At 72.8% G+C, this 17,165-nt stretch carries 18 protein-coding genes; 8 read left to right on the top strand and 10 right to left on the bottom strand.

Annotated features, from left to right (window positions below; translation table 11 throughout):
• Positions 1 to 595: helicase-related protein (locus VIB11_RS06750; protein ID WP_332029609.1), on the top strand; the 595-nt coding region annotated here is incomplete at its 5' end.
• Between the two features lie 126 nt (positions 596 to 721).
• Positions 722 to 2,335 carry a hypothetical protein gene (locus tag VIB11_RS06745; protein ID WP_332029607.1) on the top strand — a complete coding sequence of 538 codons (1,614 nt, stop codon included), beginning with the start codon at positions 722 to 724 and terminating at the stop codon, positions 2,333 to 2,335.
• On the opposite strand, the gene VIB11_RS06740 is transcribed toward VIB11_RS06745, so the two are convergent.
• From VIB11_RS06740 to VIB11_RS06710, 7 genes are all read right to left on the bottom strand, one after another.
• Positions 2,322 to 2,852 (bottom strand): GNAT family N-acetyltransferase, encoded by a 531-nt coding sequence (locus tag VIB11_RS06740; protein WP_332029605.1) that lies wholly within the window; start codon positions 2,850 to 2,852, stop codon positions 2,322 to 2,324. The two genes, VIB11_RS06745 and VIB11_RS06740, sit on opposite strands and share 14 nt — an antisense overlap.
• Positions 2,853 to 2,899: 47 nt before the next feature.
• A complete protein-coding gene (locus VIB11_RS06735) occupies positions 2,900 to 3,955 on the bottom strand; it encodes an NAD(P)-dependent alcohol dehydrogenase (protein WP_332029603.1) in 1,056 nt (351 codons plus the stop codon).
• A gap of 132 nt (positions 3,956 to 4,087) precedes the next feature.
• The gene (locus VIB11_RS06730) at positions 4,088 to 4,864 is read right to left on the bottom strand and encodes a ParA family protein (protein ID WP_332029602.1); all 777 of its coding nucleotides are present in this window, start codon (positions 4,862 to 4,864) and stop codon (positions 4,088 to 4,090) included.
• A 48-nt stretch (positions 4,865 to 4,912) separates the two neighbouring features.
• Positions 4,913 to 5,500, bottom strand: coding sequence for a GNAT family N-acetyltransferase (locus tag VIB11_RS06725; RefSeq protein WP_332029600.1), 588 nt, complete (start codon positions 5,498 to 5,500; stop codon positions 4,913 to 4,915).
• Positions 5,501 to 5,530: 30 nt separating this feature from the next.
• Entirely contained in the window at positions 5,531 to 6,415 is an 885-nt protein-coding gene (locus VIB11_RS06720) for a PD-(D/E)XK nuclease family protein (RefSeq protein ID WP_332029598.1), read from the bottom strand.
• A 9-nt stretch (positions 6,416 to 6,424) separates the two neighbouring features.
• The gene (locus VIB11_RS06715; RefSeq protein WP_332029597.1) at positions 6,425 to 7,042 is read right to left on the bottom strand and encodes a MarC family protein; all 618 of its coding nucleotides are present in this window, start codon (positions 7,040 to 7,042) and stop codon (positions 6,425 to 6,427) included.
• A complete protein-coding gene (locus VIB11_RS06710) occupies positions 7,039 to 7,890 on the bottom strand; it encodes a PHP domain-containing protein (protein WP_332029595.1) in 852 nt (283 codons plus the stop codon). Before VIB11_RS06710 ends, VIB11_RS06715 begins: the two co-directional genes overlap by 4 nt.
• Positions 7,891 to 8,002: 112 nt before the next feature.
• Here VIB11_RS06710 and VIB11_RS06705 point away from each other — a divergent pair, with 112 nt between their 5' ends.
• Both VIB11_RS06705 and VIB11_RS06700 read left to right on the top strand, forming a co-directional pair.
• Positions 8,003 to 8,539 carry a SigE family RNA polymerase sigma factor gene (locus VIB11_RS06705; protein WP_332029593.1) on the top strand — a complete coding sequence of 179 codons (537 nt, stop codon included), beginning with the start codon at positions 8,003 to 8,005 and terminating at the stop codon, positions 8,537 to 8,539.
• Positions 8,536 to 9,579, top strand: a complete 1,044-nt coding sequence (locus tag VIB11_RS06700) for a hypothetical protein (protein ID WP_332029591.1) — start codon at positions 8,536 to 8,538, stop codon at positions 9,577 to 9,579. Before VIB11_RS06705 ends, VIB11_RS06700 begins: the two co-directional genes overlap by 4 nt.
• 3 nt (positions 9,580 to 9,582) lie before the next feature.
• Here the strand turns inward: VIB11_RS06700 and VIB11_RS06695 are convergent, their stop codons facing one another.
• Positions 9,583 to 10,104, bottom strand: a complete 522-nt coding sequence (locus VIB11_RS06695; RefSeq protein ID WP_332029590.1) for a MaoC family dehydratase — start codon at positions 10,102 to 10,104, stop codon at positions 9,583 to 9,585.
• 117 nt (positions 10,105 to 10,221) lie between these two features.
• Here VIB11_RS06695 and VIB11_RS06690 point away from each other — a divergent pair, with 117 nt between their 5' ends.
• From VIB11_RS06690 to VIB11_RS06675, 4 genes are all read left to right on the top strand, one after another.
• Positions 10,222 to 10,410 carry a hypothetical protein gene (locus VIB11_RS06690; protein WP_332029588.1) on the top strand — a complete coding sequence of 63 codons (189 nt, stop codon included), beginning with the start codon at positions 10,222 to 10,224 and terminating at the stop codon, positions 10,408 to 10,410.
• A gap of 450 nt (positions 10,411 to 10,860) precedes the next feature.
• Complete coding sequence (gene glpK, locus VIB11_RS06685; RefSeq protein WP_332029586.1) at positions 10,861 to 12,378, top strand: glycerol kinase GlpK; 1,518 nt, start codon at positions 10,861 to 10,863, stop codon at positions 12,376 to 12,378.
• A 10-nt stretch (positions 12,379 to 12,388) separates the two neighbouring features.
• A complete protein-coding gene (locus tag VIB11_RS06680) occupies positions 12,389 to 14,095 on the top strand; it encodes a glycerol-3-phosphate dehydrogenase/oxidase (RefSeq protein WP_332029584.1) in 1,707 nt (568 codons plus the stop codon).
• 68 nt (positions 14,096 to 14,163) lie between these two features.
• Entirely contained in the window at positions 14,164 to 15,684 is a 1,521-nt protein-coding gene (locus VIB11_RS06675) for an aminopeptidase P family protein (protein ID WP_332029583.1), read from the top strand.
• Between the two features lie 3 nt (positions 15,685 to 15,687).
• Here VIB11_RS06675 and VIB11_RS06670 read toward each other — a convergent pair whose 3' ends face one another.
• Both VIB11_RS06670 and VIB11_RS06665 read right to left on the bottom strand, forming a co-directional pair.
• A complete protein-coding gene (locus tag VIB11_RS06670; protein ID WP_332029581.1) occupies positions 15,688 to 16,428 on the bottom strand; it encodes a PIG-L deacetylase family protein in 741 nt (246 codons plus the stop codon).
• A gap of 46 nt (positions 16,429 to 16,474) precedes the next feature.
• Positions 16,475 to 17,165 (bottom strand): general stress protein (locus VIB11_RS06665; RefSeq protein WP_332029579.1); only part of this gene is annotated, 691 nt, incomplete at its 5' end.

The raw sequence follows: 17,165 nt of genomic DNA, 5'->3' as shown, positions 1-17,165 counted from the left end.
CCGCAACGGCAAGGTCGACATCCTCGTGGCCACCGACGTCGCCGCCCGCGGCATCGACGTCGAGAACGTCACGCACGTCATCAACTTCCAGTGCCCCGAGGACGAGAAGACCTACGTGCACCGGATCGGCCGCACGGGCCGTGCCGGGAACACCGGCATCGCCGTGACCTTCGTCGACTGGGACGACATGCCGCGCTGGGGCCTGATCAACAAGGCGCTCGACCTCGGCATCCCGGAGCCCGAGGAGACGTACTCCTCCTCCGACCACCTCTACACCGAGCTCGACATCCCCAGGGAGGCCAAGGGCCGGCTGCCGAAGTCCGAGCAGACGCGTGCCGGCCTCGAGGCCGAGCAGCTCGAGGACCTCGGCGAGACGGGCAAGGGCGCCGGGCGCCGCGCAGCGGGCCGTGGCCAGGGCGGCTCGGGTCGTGGCGGCCGCGGCGCGGGCGGCGGACGTGGCGGCGAGCGCCGTGAGGGCCGCAGTGGTGAGCGCCCCCAGTCCGCGTCCGCCGACAGCGAGGCCACGCCGCGCCGCAGCCGCAACCGCCGTCGCACCCGCGGCGGCGAGCCCGCCGGCGAGGCCACCCAGGGCTGAGCCCGCCGGACCCGAGCGAGGGGTGTGCCGGGTGGTCACCACCCGGCGCACCCCCTGTGTCATCGGTCCGGTTGCGGATCGGTCACGTCCCCCGCGCGGGCATCCCCGGTGTGACACCGTTCGCCCATGGGGGACAGCGGGGGTCCGTGGACGGGCCGCGTGGCACGCCGGCTGGGCATCGTGCTCGCGGTCGCTGCGCTCGTGGCCGGGGCGGTCGGCTACGCGCAGCGCTACGGCCTCGACGCAGACAGCCGGTTCCGGCACTGGCTGGAGAGGGCGCCTGGTGTGGTGTCCATCGACCGCTTCGAGCCGCGCCACCCGGCGTCCGCCGGCTCCTCGGAGAAGCCGACGGTCCCGGCGCCGAGCGCCGAGGTCACCGTGGCCGGGCCGCTGACCCCCGCGGGGATCGCGCCGTTCCAGCGGGCCTTCGAGGCCTACGCCGCTGACCACGGCGAGGACTTCCGATCCTTCTCGGTCCAGGCCACCGCGGGCGGGACCACCATGATCGTGACGCCTGACCGGCCCGACAACGAGCGGCGGAGCACGGTCCTCGCAGCGTTCCAGTCCCTGCCCCGGCTCGTGGGGGCCCGGGTGGCGTGGAGCCCCTGGCCGGCGGAGACCGTGGCGGTCCTGCCTGCGCAGGCAGACCTGCTGCCCGCGGCCCGGGAGGTGCAGCGACGGCTCGCGGCAGTGAACCCCCAGCCGGGCTCCTGGGGCGAGGGCGGGTCGCAGCGCGGGCCCCTGCTCGCGTTCCGGGTCGCCGGCACCCGGCACCAGCTCGCGGTCGATACCGCGAGCGTGCCGACACCGCGGGCCCTGCGTGCGTTCTCGGTGGCGGTCGACCGTGAGGTGGGCCGGGGCGTCGAGCTGGCGGTGGGCCTCGACGGGAGGGACCCGCGCGCCCTGCTGAGCCTCGACCCCGAGTCGCCGACGAGTGCCGCGACCGCGGCGGCCGTCAACGCGGTTGGCTTCGGCATCCCGGGGCACGACGAGGAGGTGCGCGGGGCAGGATCGCGCGGCACGGCGCCCTTCGACGCCACGGCGTGGCGTGCTGCGGCCCTGCCTCCGGTGCGCGCGGTCGCCGGGGTGCAGGACGCTCGGCTGGACCTCGAGGACGAGGGGCGCCGGGCCGTGCTCGACGTGCGTCTCGGGGCGGGCGCGACCCCTGCCACCCTGACCGCCGTGGCCGCCGTCGTGCCGGCTGGCACGGACACCGTCCTCGCGCACACCGCGCCGTCCGCGCTCGATCCCGACCGGGACACCACGCTGCCCGAGGACCCGCAGCAGTCCTGCCCCGCCGGGCTGGCAGGCGCCGTCGACACCGCCTACGGAGGGCCCGTGTCGGAGCTCGCCGCGGCGGCCGGGCTCATGTCGCAGCTGGTCGACGCCGCCCCGGTCTCCTGCGCGCACTGGCAGCTCCCCAGCCGGGCGGCACCGGATCGGGCACCCATCCTCACCGTGCGGCTCCCCGGCCTGGAGGAGGCGGTGTGGCGGCCGGCCCTCGACGCCCTCGCCGACGCCGGCTCCCGCGGTGGGACGGGCGACCTGCCGGCGACACGGGTGGCTCTGGTCCTCCCGGCCGTGGACCGGCCGTGGACCGCCATGCTGCTGGTGACCCCGGGTGATCCGGACGCCTACCCGAGCACCCTCGTCGCCGACTCGCCGGCCCAGATGCGTGAGGCGTTCGCTGCCCTGGAGCCCCTGATGACTCACTGGCGCAGCGCGGTCACGGGTCGCTAGCAGCCGGGCGGTCGATGCGCAGCACGTGGTGCAGGGGGTCGTCCACGGGGTTGTCGGGAGGCAGGTCGCCGCTGGCCACGCGTCGGAAGCCCGCCTTCTCCAGGGCCCGCCACGAGGCGGTGTTGGCGGCGACCACGGCGACGAGCACGGCCGGGGCGTCGGGGAGCTCGTGCCACGTCCGCTCCACCATGGCGGCGATCATGGCGCTGCCGATCCCCTGTCCGAGCCGGGTCGGGTCGCCGACCAGGTAGTCGAGCGTCACCGCCCCCGGGGGCACCTCGACCAGGGAGCGGAACTCCCGGAGGTTCTCCGCGTACGCCTCGACGAGGGACCGCTGCACGAGCCCGACGGGCTCACCGTCGACGAGCGCGAGCCAGTCCTCGTTCGGCTCGCGGCCGTCGACCGTGGGCCCGAAGTCGCGTTCGACCGCCTCGGGCGACCACTCGTGGTTCCACCAGCGCCGGACCGGCGGGGTGGCGAGCCACCGGGCCAGCAGCGGGAAGTCCGCTCGCTCCACGCGCCGGAACCCCACGGCATACCCGGGCACCGGTGGCCCGACCGGTCTCAGGCCCCGATGGTCGACGTGTCGATGACGAAGCGGTAGCGCACGTCCGACTTCACGACGCGGTCGTAGGCCTCGTTGACCTCGTCGGCGCGGATCGTCTCGATCTCCGCTGCGATGCCGTGCTCCGCGCAGAAGTCGAGCATCTCCTGGGTCAGCGCGATGCCGCCGATGTTGGAGCCGGCCACGACCTTGTCGCCGGTGATGACGGCCCCGAAGGGCAGGCTCTGCGGGTTCGGGGGCAGGCCGACCGTGACGAACGCGCCGAAGGGCTTGACGAGCGAGAGGTACTGCCCGAGGTCGAGGTCGGCGCTGATCGTGCTCAGGACGAGGTCGAACCGGTTCCTGAGGTCCTCGAACGTGCTCGGGTCGCTGGTCGCGCGGTAGTCGGCCGCGCCGAAGCGGCGTCCGTCCTGCTCCTTCGAGAGCCCCTGGCTGAGCACCGTGACCTCGGCGCCCATCGCCGCGGCGATCTTGACTGCCATGTGGCCGAGGCCACCCATGCCGACGACCGCGACCCTCGCGGGGCCGTCCGACTGGCTGGGGATCCAGCGCTTGAGCGGCGTGTAGACCGTGATGCCCGCGCAGAGCAGCGGTGCCGCCACGTCGAGGTCGAGGCCATCGGGGATGCGCACGGCGAAGTTCTCGCTGACCACGATCTGCTGGCTGTAACCGCCCAGGGCCGGCTCGCCGTCGGGGTGGGCGTCGTTGTAGGTCCAGACGGTCTTGCTCTCGCAGAAGTTCTCGTGCCCGTCCCGGCACTGGGCGCACTCACCGCACGAGTCGACCATGCAGCCGACGCCGACGCGGTCGCCCACCCGGTGGCGGGTGACACCGGCCCCGACAGCCGTCACCGTGCCCGCGATCTCATGGCCCGGGACCATCGGGAAGCTGGCGCTGCCCCACTCCTCCCGGACCTGGTGGATGTCACTGTGGCAGATGCCGGCGTAGGCGATGTCGATCGCGATGTCGTCGTCGCGCAGCTCGCGGCGCTCGATCGTCGTGGCGGTCAGGGGCGCTCCGGCGGAGGCGGCGGACAGGGCTGCGGTGCGGGGCATGGCTCTCCTTGGGCAGTCGCGGTCACGTTCAGCGGGCGACCGGCGTCGGCTGACGCCGGGCACCTCAGGGACAAGTCGCTGGCCCCGCAGGCTATTCCGACGGTGCGAGGTGCGCCGCGGCGAGAGCGAGGGTCAGAGGCTGGCCGCGAGCGCGGTGGCGACCTCGCGGTAGGCCTTGGCTCCCTTGGAGGTGCGGGACGTCGCGAGGATGGACCGGCCCACCGCAGGCGCCTCCGCGAAGCGCACGGTCTTCGGGATCGGCGGGTTCAGCACCGGCAGGTCGTAGCGCTCCCCCACGTCGGCGAGAACCTCCTGCGCGTGGTTGCTGCGGCCGTCGAACAGGGTGGGCAGGATCCCGAGCACCTCGAGGTCCTTGTTGAGGATCTTCCTGACGTCGGCGACGGTGTCGAGGAGCTGACCCACGCCGCGGTGGCTGAGCATCTCGCACGGCATGGGGATGATCAGGCCCTGGCTCGCGGTCAGCGCGTTCAGGGTCAGCACCCCGAGGCTGGGCGAGCAGTCGAGCAGGATGACGTCGTACTCCTCGCGCACGTCGTCCAGGGCGGTGCGCAGGACGTACTCGCGGCCCGGCCGCGGGAGCAGCTGCGCCTCTGCGCCAGCGAGGTCGATGACGCTGGGCACGAGGTCGACGCCGTCCTCGCACTCCACGCGCGCCTCGCCGATCGTGGCCTGGCCGAGCAGCACCTCGTTGACGGACAGCTCGACGGCGTCCGGGTCGACACCGAGGCTGAAGGTCAGGCAGGCCTGCGCGTCGAGGTCGACGAGGAGCACCCGGCGGCCCTGTTCGGCGAAGGCCGCCCCGAGCGAGGCGACCGACGTGGTCTTGGCGACGCCGCCCTTCTGGTTGGCGACCGAGAGGATCGTCGCCTGCTTCGTGGGTTTCGCCACCGTGGAGCCCTTCCCTGCTTCGAGCGTGTGCCGCGTGGCCCCAGTCTCTCAGGTCAGGGGTGCACCTCCGGCGCCATCCTCGGCCTGTGGACCGCGATCTGCGTCACCCCGGTCGCCCCGGGCCGCGTCAGGACGCCGCAGCCGGTACAGGGCGTGGAACCGCAGCGGGTCCTGCGGGTCGTAGGCGGGGTGCTCGAAGTCCCCGGCAGGGTCACGCTCCATGCCCAACCGGCGCATCACGGCCCGCGACCTGTCGTTGGTCACGCTGACGAGAGCGACGACCTCGGCCAGGCCGAGGACTCCGAAGCAGTGGTCGACGGTGGCCCGGGCCGCCTCGGTGGCGAGGCCGTGGCCCCAGGAGGTGCGGGACAGGCGCCAGCCGATCTCGACAGCCGGCAGGAACGGGAGGTCGAACCGGGGCACGCCGGCACCGGTGAAACCGATGAAGTCGCCGCTGTCGCGGCGTGCGACCGCCCACATGCCCCACCCGTCGCGCTCGACCGCGGCGGCCAGGCGTGCAGCCATGGCGTCGGACTCCTCGCGCCTGAGGCGCTTCGGGAAGTACCGCATCACCTCTGGGTCGGCGTTGAGGGCGGCGAACGGCGCGAGGTCCTCCTCACGCCAGGGCCGCAGCACGAGCCTCTCCGTCGTCAGCGCGACCACGAGTCAGCGCACCGCCTCGGCCCGTTGGTCGTCGCGGTCCTCCTCGAGCGCCGCCCAGCCCGACTTCTCCGGCCCGGCCGCCTGCCCGGCCGGGCAGTGGGCGCGGAAGTCGCACCACTGGCAGAGCGGCCCCACGCGCGCGGGGAACCGGCCCGAGTCGACGCCGAAGTCCGCGTAGTCGGCCTCCGCGCGCTGGGCGTCGCGGGCGATGGACTCGGCTTCCTCGATCTTGCGCTTCAGCGACTCCCCGGTGTGCTCGTGCGAGGCCACCTGACCCGTCGGGAGGTGGTGGAGCTCGACCCGCACGCAGCGCCGCCGGAACATCTTCCACACGGCTGCGGCATACAGGGCGAGCGGCAGGGACGTGCGAGCCTCGTCGTCGGTGGGAGCGGAACGGCTGGTCTTGTAGTCGACCACCACGAGCTCGCCGTCGCGGTCGTCGAGACGGTCGATGCGTCCCTGCAGGGCGAGGCGCTCGGTCTTGAGCGAGACGGTGCGCTCGATGCCGAGCGGCTGGCGGGCCGGGTCGAGCTGCCCGAGGTAGTCGGTGACGTGCTGCTGCGCCCGCCCACGCCACTGCAGGGACTGCTCGGCGTCGCGGAACCCGACGTCGATCCAGGAGGAACGCACCAGCTCGGCACCGGCCGCGGCAGTTCGCTGCCCGGGCGGGAGGTCCCACCAGTCGCGCAGCGCGTTGTGCACGGCGACGCCGAAGGACGTGTGGGCCCGCTGGGGGCGGGCCGGCGGCGAGGGCCGGTCGAGGTACTGCATGCGGTAGCGGCGCGGGCAGTCGAGCCAGGCGTGCAGGCGGGAGGGGCTCGCCCGGAAGAGCCGCGGCGGCATCCCGGCGAACTCCTGCTGCGCGAAGCGCTGCTCCCCTGTTGTCATGCCGGCAGGCTAGCCCTCACCACTGACGAAGGCGCGGACGCTGTTGGCGAGCATCTGCACGGCGATCGCCGACAGCAGCAGGCCGGCGATGCGCGTGATGAGCACGGTGCCGCTCTCGCGGAGGACGCCGTGCACACGCCCGGCGAAGCGCAGGAACACCCAGACCACCAGCAGGGCCGCCACCAGTGCCAGGGCGACGCCGACGTACTCAGCGGGGCGCTCCGACTTCTGGACCGCGAGCATCGTCGCCACGATGGCGCCCGGGCCGGCGAGCAGCGGCGTGCCGAGCGGGACGAGGGCGACGTTCACCCCGGCGTCGGCGTGCTGCTCGGACTCCTTGCCGGTCAGCAGCTCCAGGGCCACCAGCAGCAGGAGCAGGCCACCCGCGCCCTGCAGCGCCGGCAGCGAGATGTGGAGGTACTCGAGGATCTGCTGGCCGAAGACCGCGAACGCCGTGATGACCCCGAACGCCACCAGCGAGGCGCGCCGCGCGGCTGCCACGCTCTGCTTGTGCGTCAGGCTCTTGGTCAGCGCGAGGAAGATCGGCAGCGCGCCCGGCGGGTCCATGATCACCAGGAGGGTGACGAACACGGAGACGAAGACCTCGATGTCGAGGAGGCCGCTCACCGACGGACCACCGTCACCCCGCTGGTCGCCTGCTCCTCGATCTGGGCGAGCACCGCGGGGTCGGTCGTGTTCTCCCCCAGGCGGTTCTCCTTGCCGGCGCCGTGGAAGTCGCTGGAGCCGGTGACGAACAGGCCGAGCCGGTCCGCGAGGGCCTCGCCGTGCAGGCGCTCGGGGCCGAAGTGGTCGCGGTGGTAGACCTCCAGGCCCGCCAGACCGGCCGCGGCCATCTGCTCGATGACCTCGTCTCCGACGGTGCGGCCGCGCCGGTTGGCGAACGGGTGGGCCATCACGGGGACGCCGCCGGCGGCGCGGACGAGCCGGACCGCCCGGAGGACGTCCGGCGCGTAGTGGCGGACGTAGTAGGGGCTGCGGTCGTGCAGCAGCTCGTCGAACGCCTCGTTGCGCCCGCGGACGTGGCCGGCCGCGACGAGCGCGTCGGCGATGTGGGGTCGCCCGAGCGTCGCGCCCGGGGTGGCCTGCTCGAGGACCTCCTCGATCGTGATCGGTATGCCGCCCTCGGCGAGCTTGGCGACCATCCGCTCCATCCGGGTGTCGCGGCTCGCTCGAGCGCGCTCCATCTCCTCCGTCAGGGCGGGGTCGGCCGGGTCGACGAGGTAGGCGAGCAGGTGGATGCTGACGCCGCCGTGGTGGGTCGAGATCTCCACGCCCGGCACCAGGGCGACGCCGTTCCGGAGCGCGGCCTCCCCCGCCTCGTCCCAGCCGGCGGTGGTGTCGTGGTCGGTGAGGGCCAGGGTGGTCAGCCCGTGGCGGGCCGCCTCGGCGACCACCTCGGCGGGGTCGAGCGTGCCATCGCTGGCGTTGGAGTGCGTGTGCAGGTCGATGGGCACGGGGCCAAGGGTAGCCAGCCCGTGATCGCCTCCGGCGCGGGGCAACCTCGGAGGACTGCCCGCCGTAGTGCAGGGTGACAGCGCAGGAACGGCCGACGGGAAGGGTCATTCGATGGGCAGGGGCAGCAAGGCCGAGAGGGACGCCGCGTTCAGCGCGTTCGTCGTGCAGGCCACCCCGTCACTGATGCGGACCGCCTGGCTCCTGACGGGCTCGGCCGACGCCGCGCACGAGCTCGTGCAGGCGTCGCTCGTCAAGACGTATGCCGCGTGGCACCGCGTCCGTGCCGAGGAGGCTGTGGCCTACGCCCGGCGGGTGCTGGTCAACCACAACACCGACACGTGGCGCCGTCGCCGCGGCGAGCAGGTCGTCGCCGACGTGCCGGAGGCCGCGCACCACGACGGGGCGGGCGCCGACCAGCGCGACGAGATCGTGCGCCTGCTCGCCACGTTACCCGCCCAGCAGCGGCGCGTCGTCGTGCTGCGCTACTACAGCGACCTCTCCGAGCAGGCGGTCGCGGAGACCCTCGGGATCTCAGTTGGCGCCGTCAAGAGCGCCGCCTCCCGCGGCCTGGCCGCCCTGCGCCAGCACTACCAGGACCCCACCACGAACGCCTCGGCCCCCCGCGCGGCGGAAGGGAGCACCCGATGAGCACCAGCTTCGAGACGCGCGTCCGCGAGGACCTGCGCACCGCGGCCGACCACGCGGCATACCCGGCCATCGACCCGGCTGCGGTCATCGGTGAGGGCACCCGGGTCGTGCGCCGCCGTCACCGCCTCCAGGGCCTCGGAGCCGCGGCTGCGGTCGCCGCCATCGCCGTCGGCGGTGTCCTCGCCACCCACGACGGCCGCAGCACCACCGCTCCGCCCGCTGGTCCGTCGACGAGCCAGGGAGCGCGCGTCGCCGAGGCGGTCCTGAACGTCACGCACCCCAGAAACCAGCAGTTCACGGTGTCCGTTGCCCCCGACGGACGGGTGGCCTACCACGTGGTGGACCTCTCCTCCGGTCGCCGGACCGCGCTGGCCGAGGGAAGAGTCCCGGCCTCGGGCTTCACCTGGGGCAGCTGGGGCGCAGCGCCCGGGGTCGTGCTCGCCGTGCTCCCGGAGCAGGCGATCTTCGGGGACCCCGTGGTGCAGCCGCTCAACGAGCAGCCGTTCCAGGTGTCCTTCGCCCCGCTGAGGGGAACGCCGTACAAGGCGGTCGCCGTGGTCTTCGAGAGGGCCTCGGACGCGAAGGGGTTCCGCGGCATGGTCTGGCAGACGCCCGACGGTGCCATGCACGGCCCCCGCGGCGCGGTCGCAGCGGCTCGGTTCCCGAGCGCGAGCTCGCCCGGCTCTCCCTCGAGTGTCTGGGCCGACCCGTCCGTGGGCGCCTACGGCCTCAACGCGATGGGGCCGATCTCCCAGCAGCCGCTGCCCTCGGGGGGTCTGGCAGTCCACACCACCATCGCGACCGACGGCGAGCACGAGGTCACCACGGTGTTCGGGGTGGCGCCCGAGGGCAGCACAGGCCTGCGGGCGACGTTCCGCGACGGGTACGCCGCCGAGCTGCGGGCGAAGGGGCTTACCGGGACCGATCTGGTGGCGTTCCACGCCGAGGTGCGCCGGTCCCCGGGAGCTGGCCCGCTCCTCACGGTCACCTGGAAGGACAGCTCGGGCGTCTCCCACGCCCTGCCGGACGTCGACCGCTGAACCTCAGCGCTCCCCGGTCGCCGGCTCGGCCAGCGTCGGTCGGGCCGGCTGCTCTCCACCCCTGGCGTCGAGGTAGCTCTGCTTGGGCACCATGACCTTGCGGCGGAAGATGCAGACCAGGGTGCCGTCCTGGTTGTAGCCCTTGGTCTCGACGTGGACGACGCCGCGGTCGTCCTTGCTCGTCGACTCCCACTTGTCGAGCACCTCGGTCTGCCCGTAGATCGTGTCGCCGTGGAAGGTGGGCGCGACGTGGCGCAGCGACTCGATCTCCAGGTTCGCGATCGCCTTCCCGGAGACGTCCGGGACGCTCATGCCCAGCAGCAGCGAGTACACGTAGTTGCCGACGACGACGTTGCGGCCGAACTGCGTGGTGTTCTCGGCGTAGTTGGCGTCGAGGTGCAGCGGGTGGTGGTTCATCGTGAGGAGGCAGAACAGGTGGTCGTCGTACTCGGTGACCGTCTTGCCGGGCCAGTGCTTGTAGACCGCGCCGACCTCGAACTCCTCGTACGACCGACCGAACTGCATACCGACTCCTTCGTGGTGTGACCCGACGGGGCTCGCGCCCATCCTGCCGAGCCGGGAGACACGCGCACACCCCTGTATGCCGTGGGCTCCCTCACAGCGTCACCACCGGTCCCACGGGTGACGTGGCTGCCCGACCTCGGCGACGACCTCGAGGTCCCGGGTCAGGGCGGCCAGACGACCGGGCTCGAGGTCATCGCCCAGCACGTGGAGCGCGTCCTCCACGGCCTCGCGTACGGCATCGCGGCCTCCTGGCCCTCAGGGGTCTGCTCCACCATGAGCGCCCGGGCGTCGAACCGGTACGGGTAGCGGCAGACGAGACCCTGGTCCTCGAGCCGCGCGACCACGCGTCCGGTTGCCTGCGGGGTCATGCGCAGGCTCTCCGCCGGTGCAGTCGTCGGGCGGCCGCCGCTGAGCAGGCTCAGACGTGGACCCCGGTCGCCGTCAGCTCGGGGAGGTCCGCGCGTCCCACGGTCTCGGTCAGGAGGTGCTCGATCGCGGCGGAAGCCCGGCGCAGGAGGAACGGAAGCTGCTCCACCTCAGCAGATGGCGCGGGGCGGCACAGGTGCTCTGTCACGATGCGAACCCGTGGTTCGCCCATGACGAACCACGGGTTCGCATCTCCCACCGACTCCCATCCACTCCTGTGCCGAGGTGGGAGGGCCCGGCTGTCGTCGAGGCCGCCGGACCTCGGCGCGTGCTTGCCGGGCCCCTCTCGTACCGAGGCGCGGCGCTGCGTGTGCTGGGTAGGCTCGGGACATGGCGGACTTCGTCGGAGCAGTCGACCAGGGCACGACCAGCACGCGCTTCATGGTGTTCGACCACTCGGGCAACGAGGTCGGCAGGCACCAGCTGGAGCACCAGCAGATCCTGCCGCGCGCCGGCTGGGTCGAGCACAACCCCCTCGAGATCTGGGAGCGCACGCAGACAGTCATCCGCTCCACGCTCTCGCGGCTGGACCTCCAGGCCTCGGACCTCGACGCCCTCGGGATCACGAACCAGCGCGAGACCACCGTGGTGTGGAACCGCACCACCGGCCGCCCGCTCCACAACGCGATCGTCTGGCAGGACACCCGCACCGACCGCATCGCCAAGGCCCTCGACGCGTCGGGGAAGGGTGACGTCATCCGCCGCAAGGCCGGCATCCCGCCGGCCGCCTACTTCTCCGCGGGCAAGGTGCAGTGGATCCTCGAGAACGTCGAGGGCGCCCGCGCCGCGGCCGAGGCGGGCGAGGTCGTCTTCGGCACCACCGACACCTGGCTGCTGTGGAACCTCACGGGCGGCCCGCACGGGGGTGTCCACGTCACCGACGTGACGAACGCCAGCCGCACCATGCTCATGAACCTCGAGACGCTGGACTGGGACGACGAGCTGCTCGGCTTCTTCGGCATCCCGCGCAGCATGTTGCCGCAGATCCGCCCCAGCTCGGACCCCTCGTTCTACGGGCACACGCGTGCGGACGGGCCCGTCGGCGGGGAGGTGCCCCTGGCCGGTGACCTCGGGGACCAGCAGGCGGCCACGGTCGGGCAGGTCTGCTTCAGCCCGGGTGAGGGCAAGAACACCTACGGCACCGGCAACTTCATGCTGCTCAACACCGGTGAGGAGATCGTGCACTCGAAGTCCGGGCTGCTGACCACGGTCTGCTACCAGTTCGGCGAGTCCAGGCCGGTGTTCGCGCTCGAGGGCTCCATCGCCGTCACGGGATCCGCCGTGCAGTGGCTGCGGGACCAGCTCGGGATCATCTCCGGCGCAGCCGACATCGAGCACCTCGCCGGCCAGGTCGAGGACTCCGGCGGCATGTACTTCGTCCCCGCGTTCTCCGGGCTGTTCGCCCCCTACTGGCGCCCTGACGCGCGCGGGGCGATCGTCGGCATGTCACGCTTCAACACCAACGCCCACCTCGCCCGGGCCACCCTCGAGGCGATCTGCTACCAGACCCGCGACGTCGCGGACGCCATGGAGAAGGACAGCGGGGTCCGCCTCGAGACCCTCAAGGTGGACGGCGGCGTCACCGCCAACAGCCTGGCGATGCAGCTGCAGGGTGACATCCTCGGCGTCCCCGTGTCCCGGCCCGTGGTCGCCGAGACGACGGCGCTGGGCGCGGCCTACGCGGCGGGCCTGGCCACCGGGTTCTGGAAGGACGTTGACGAGCTCCGGGCGAACTGGCGCGAGGACCGTCGCTGGGAGCCTTCCTGGTCGCAGGAGCAGCGCGACCGCGGCTACGCGGGCTGGCGCAAGGCCGTCGAGCGGACCTTGGACTGGGTGGATGTCGACTAGGGAAGCCGGGATGAGCAGCACCCGCCTGTCGCCGGAGCAGCGCCAGCGCGCCATCGACGCCATGTCCTCGGGCGAGGAGCTCGACGTCCTGGTCATCGGGGGCGGCGTCGTCGGCAGCGGCGCGGCCCTCGACGCCGTGACACGCGGACTGAGCACCGGGCTGATCGAGGCGCGCGACTACGCCAGCGGCACGTCGTCCCGCTCGAGCAAGCTCATCCACGGGGGGCTGCGCTACCTCGAGATGCTCGACTTCCGGCTGGTCCACGAGGCCCTCCAGGAGCGCGGCCTGCTGCTCACCCGGCTGGCTCCCCACCTCGTGCGGCCGGTGCCCTTCCTCTACCCGCTGACGCGCCCCGTCTGGGAGCGCGTCTACGTCGGCGCCGGCATCGCCCTCTACGACGCCCTGGCCTCCGGCAGCGGCCACGGCGCGGGGCTCCCGCGCCACCGGCACCTCACCCGCCGCGCGGCATACCGGCTCATGCCCAGCCTGAAGTCCGGCGCGTTGACCGGGGCCATCCAGTACTACGACGCGCAGGTCGACGACGCGCGGCACACCATGGAGATCGCCCGGACCGCCGCGCACTACGGGGCCCACGTCGCGAACCGCGTCGAGGCGGTGGGCTTCCTGCGCCAGGGCGAGCGCGTCACCGGCGTCCGTGCCCGGGACCGGCTCACCGGTCACGAGTTCCCGATCGCCGCCAAGCAGATCGTCAACGCCACCGGCGTCTGGACCGACGACACCCAGGCCATGGTCGGCGAGCGCGGCCAGTTCCACGTCCGGGCCTCCAAGGGGATCCACCTCGTCGTGCCCCGCGACCGGATCCACTCCAGGACCGGGCTGATCCTGCGCACCACGACGTCGGTCCTCTTCGTGATCCCCTGGGGCCGGCACTGGATCATCGGGACGACCGACACCGACTGGCGGCTCGACAAGAGCCACCCCGCGGCCAGCCGCACCGACATCGACTACCTCCTCACCCACGTCAACCGGGTGCTCGCGACGCCCCTGACCCACGAGGACGTCGAGGGCGTCTACGCCGGACTGCGGCCCCTGCTGGCGGGCGAGTCCGAGAGCACGTCGAAGCTGTCGCGGGAGCACGTCGTCACCCACAGCGCGCCCGGGCTCGTGGTCGTCGCGGGCGGCAAGTACACGACCTACCGGGTGATGGCCAGGGACGCCGTCGACGAGGCGGTTCAGGCCATGGGCGGCACCATCGCGCGCTCCACGACCGACACCATCCCGCTGCTGGGCGCGGTCGGCTACGACGCGGCGTGGAACCAGCGGCACGCCCTGGCCAAGGCCGCCGGCATCCACGTCGCACGACTGGAGCACCTGCTCCACCGGTACGGCGTCCTCTCCCGCGAGCTGCTGGACCTCATCGCCGATCAGCCCGACCTGCGTGAGCCGCTGGAGGGCACGGAGGACTACCTGCGGGCCGAGATCGTGTATGCCGCCTCGCACGAGGGCGCCAACCACCTCACCGACATCCTCGCGCGGCGGACGCGCATCTCCATCGAGGCCTGGGACCGGGGCGTCTCCGCCGCCAAGGAGGCCGCGCGGCTCGTCGCGCCGGTGCTCGGCTGGGACGCCGAGCGGGAGCAGCACGAGGTCGAGGTCTACCTCGGCCGGGTGGACGCGGAGCGGACGAGCCAGACCATGGCCGACGACATCTCCGCCGACGAGGCCCGGCGCCGGGGGCCTGACGGCACCATCTGAGCCCATCGGCTGGCGCGCGCACGGTGCCAGCCCGCCGCCCGGCACACCGCTCATGCGACGATGGGCCGGTGACCAGCGAAGAGCAGAAGCAGGCCGAGAACCGCGCCCGTCCCACCACCGACGAGTTCCGGGCGTTCGTCGCCGAGGACTGGGCCCCGCGCCGACCGTCCGCGACCGAGCCGTCCCCCGCCGCGCCGTATGCCGCGCAGCGCCGGGCCGCGGTCAGCAAGGCGTTCGCCGGCGACCGGCTCGTCATCCCCGCGGGCGGGTTGAAGGTGCGCAGCAACGACACCGACTACGTCTTCCGCCCGCACAGCGCGTTCGCCCACCTCACCGGCCTGGGCGGCGATCGCGAGCCGGACGCCGTGCTGATGCTCGAGCCCCGCGACGAGGAGCACGGCGGCGGCCACGAGGCGATCCTGTTCTTCCGCCCCCTCGCCGGCCGCGACAGCGACGAGTTCTTCGCCGACACCCGCTACGGCGAGTTCTGGGTCGGGGCGCGCCCCACGATCGAGGACCTCGAGACCGAGCTCGGCCTCACCGCCCGCCACATCGACGAGTTCGCCGACGCGGCGGTGAAGGACTCCGGCGAGATCACCGTGCGGCTCGTCCGCGACGCCGACCGCGACCTGACCCGCCAGCTCGACGCCGCCCGGACGAGCGAGTCGGCCGAGGGCACCGAGGCGGACCAGGCCTCCACCCTGGCCGAGGCCGACGACGCGCTCGCCGCCTTCCTCTCCCACCTGCGCATGGTCAAGGACGAGTGGGAGGTCGAGGAGATGCGCAAGGCCGTCGCCGCGACCCATGTCGGGTTCGAGGCCGTCATCGCCGACCTGCCCGAGGCCGTCGCGAAGGGCCGCGGTGAGCGCTGGGTCGAGGGTGTCTTCGGCCTCCACGCCCGCCACCAGGGCAACGGCATCGGCTACGACTCGATCTGCGCCGCGGGCGACCACGCCACCACGCTGCACTGGATCAAGAACACCGGCGACCTGCGCGAGGGCGACCTCATCCTGCTCGACGCCGGCGTGGAGATGGACTCCCTCTTCACCGCCGACATCACCCGCACGCTCCCCGCCAGCGGCACCTTCACCGACGCGCAGCGCGAGATCTACGACGCCGTCTATGCCGCGCAGGAGGCCGGGCTGGCGGCGGTGAAGCCGGGCAACAAGTTCTCCGACGTGCACGCGGCCGCGATCCGCGTGATCGCCGAGCACCTGCACCGCTGGGGCCTGCTGCCCGAGGGCGTCGACGTCGAGGGCACGCTCGACAAGGAGCACGGCCAGTACCACCGTCGCTGGATGGTGCACGGCACGTCGCACCACCTCGGCATCGACGTGCACGACTGCGCCCTCGCCACCCGCGCGCAGTACATGGACGCCGAGCTCAGGCCGGGCATGGTCCTCACCGTCGAGCCGGGGCTGTACTTCAAGGCCGACGACCTCAAGGCGCCGGAGCGCTTCCGCGGCATCGGCGTGCGCATCGAGGACGACGTGCTCGTCACCGAGGACGGCTGCGAGAACCTCTCAGCCGCCATGCCCCGCACGTCGACCGACGTCGAGGCCTGGATCGCGGGTATCTGGGGCCGCTGACGCTCAGCCCCGAGAGACGACGTCGAGCAGCAGCGCGTGCTCGACCCCGGCCGCCTCGCCTCCCGTTCCCAGGATCATCTGGATGAGGTCGCGAGGCGCCGGGAAGTCCGGACCCAGGGCCGCGTTGTACTCGTGGTGTGCCTCCAGGGACGCCACCGCGGCGTCGAGATGGCCCGTGACGTCGACGTAGTGCGTCGGTTGCGGAGACCCGCCGAAGCCGACCAGCCTGACCCCCGCCCACGGCTCGAAGCCCTCGGAGGCGAGCTCGGGGAAGATCCACCGGTTGCCGGCGTCGGCGCACGCGTCCAACGTCGCCAGCCCCACCGCGCGGTGGTCGGCCTGGTTCGGCATGCCGCCGATGAACCGGTCGGCGTACGTACCCGTGATGACGACATCGGGCCGGCGGCGCCGGATCTCGCGGGCGATGTCGCGCCGCAGGTCCAGCCCGTACTCGACGTGGCCGTCGCGGTAGTCGCCGAAGTCCACGTCGGTCACGCCGACGACGGCTGCTCCGTCCCGCTCCTCCTGCTCGCGCAGCGGCCCCGCCTTCACCGGCTGCATCGTGTCGATGCCGGCCTCCCCGCGGGTCAGCAGGAAGTACGTGACGGTCTTGCCGGCCTTGGTCCAGCGGTCGACGGCCGCAGCCGTGCCGTACTCGATGTCATCAGGGTGCGCGACCACGCACAGCACGGTGGCGAAGTCGTCGCCGAGCTCGGTCAGCCGGGGCTGGGGTCGGTCAGTCATGGGCGCCACGGTATGCCGCCGGGTCCGGATCCCGCGCGGGTTCGGCTCAGCTGTCCCTCGGCTGCTGCTGCGAGGGCTGCGGCGGCACCTGTTGAGGCACCTGCTGGGTCGGCTGCGCCGGGGCCTGCTGCGCCGGGGCCTGCTGCGCCTGGGCCTGCTGCGCCTGGGCCTGCTGCGCCTGGAGCCGTGCTGCCTCTGCCGCCTCGCGCTCCCGAGCGGCCTGGACCTCGGCCTGGGCCGCGCGCATGGGGTCCATCTGCGCCAGCAGCTCGCGGCCCCGCGTGACGTACTTGTGCTCGACGAGCACCTCGTACTGGGTGGCGACGACCTGCGTGACCGACGTGAAGTCCCGGTGCCCGCCGGTGATCTGGTAGCCGAGGAGAGCCCACATCAGGCCGAACCCGGCACCGAAGAGCACGGTCAGCAGGATGCTGGCGAAGGGCGTCGCCTGCTGGTCGAAGAGCGCGAAGATCAGGCCGACGAAGAGGCCGAGCCACATGCCGGAGAGCACGCCGCCCATGGCCACCCGGCCTCTGGTGAGCCGGCCCGTCACGCGCTCGAGCTGCTTGAGATCGGTGCCCACGATCAGCACGTTCTGCACCGGGAACTCGTGGTCGGAGAGGTAGTCGACCGCCTTCTGGGCGTCCTCGTACTTCTCGTAGCGCCCCAGCGACATCGGGTACTCGAGGTTCAGGCTCGCGCGGGACCTCGAGAGGGCGTTCGGCTGCGTGCTCATG

Origin of the sequence: Pedococcus sp., assembly GCF_036554925.1 — a bacterium.
In the GTDB taxonomy this organism is placed as follows: Bacteria; Actinomycetota; Actinomycetes; order Actinomycetales; family Dermatophilaceae; genus Pedococcus_A.
The sequence above is the reverse complement of the archived record's forward strand: the minus strand, read 5'-3'. Positions and strand labels throughout refer to the sequence as shown.

What these genes read in the sequence shown, in the direction of transcription:
- VIB11_RS06705 (WP_332029593.1), top strand. Translation starts at nt 8,003, where the DNA reads ATGGGCAGGGGCAGCAAGGCCGAGAGGGACGCCGCGTTCAGCGCGTTC.
- VIB11_RS06720 (WP_332029598.1), bottom strand. Translation starts at nt 6,415, where the DNA reads ATGACAACAGGGGAGCAGCGCTTCGCGCAGCAGGAGTTCGCCGGGATG.
- VIB11_RS06700 (WP_332029591.1), top strand. Translation starts at nt 8,536, where the DNA reads ATGAGCACCAGCTTCGAGACGCGCGTCCGCGAGGACCTGCGCACCGCG.
- VIB11_RS06745 (WP_332029607.1), top strand. Translation starts at nt 722, where the DNA reads ATGGGGGACAGCGGGGGTCCGTGGACGGGCCGCGTGGCACGCCGGCTG.
- glpK (WP_332029586.1), top strand. Translation starts at nt 10,861, where the DNA reads ATGGCGGACTTCGTCGGAGCAGTCGACCAGGGCACGACCAGCACGCGC.
- VIB11_RS06695 (WP_332029590.1), bottom strand. Translation starts at nt 10,104, where the DNA reads ATGCAGTTCGGTCGGTCGTACGAGGAGTTCGAGGTCGGCGCGGTCTAC.
- VIB11_RS06670 (WP_332029581.1), bottom strand. Translation starts at nt 16,428, where the DNA reads ATGACTGACCGACCCCAGCCCCGGCTGACCGAGCTCGGCGACGACTTC.
- VIB11_RS06735 (WP_332029603.1), bottom strand. Translation starts at nt 3,955, where the DNA reads ATGCCCCGCACCGCAGCCCTGTCCGCCGCCTCCGCCGGAGCGCCCCTG.
- VIB11_RS06680 (WP_332029584.1), top strand. Translation starts at nt 12,389, where the DNA reads ATGAGCAGCACCCGCCTGTCGCCGGAGCAGCGCCAGCGCGCCATCGAC.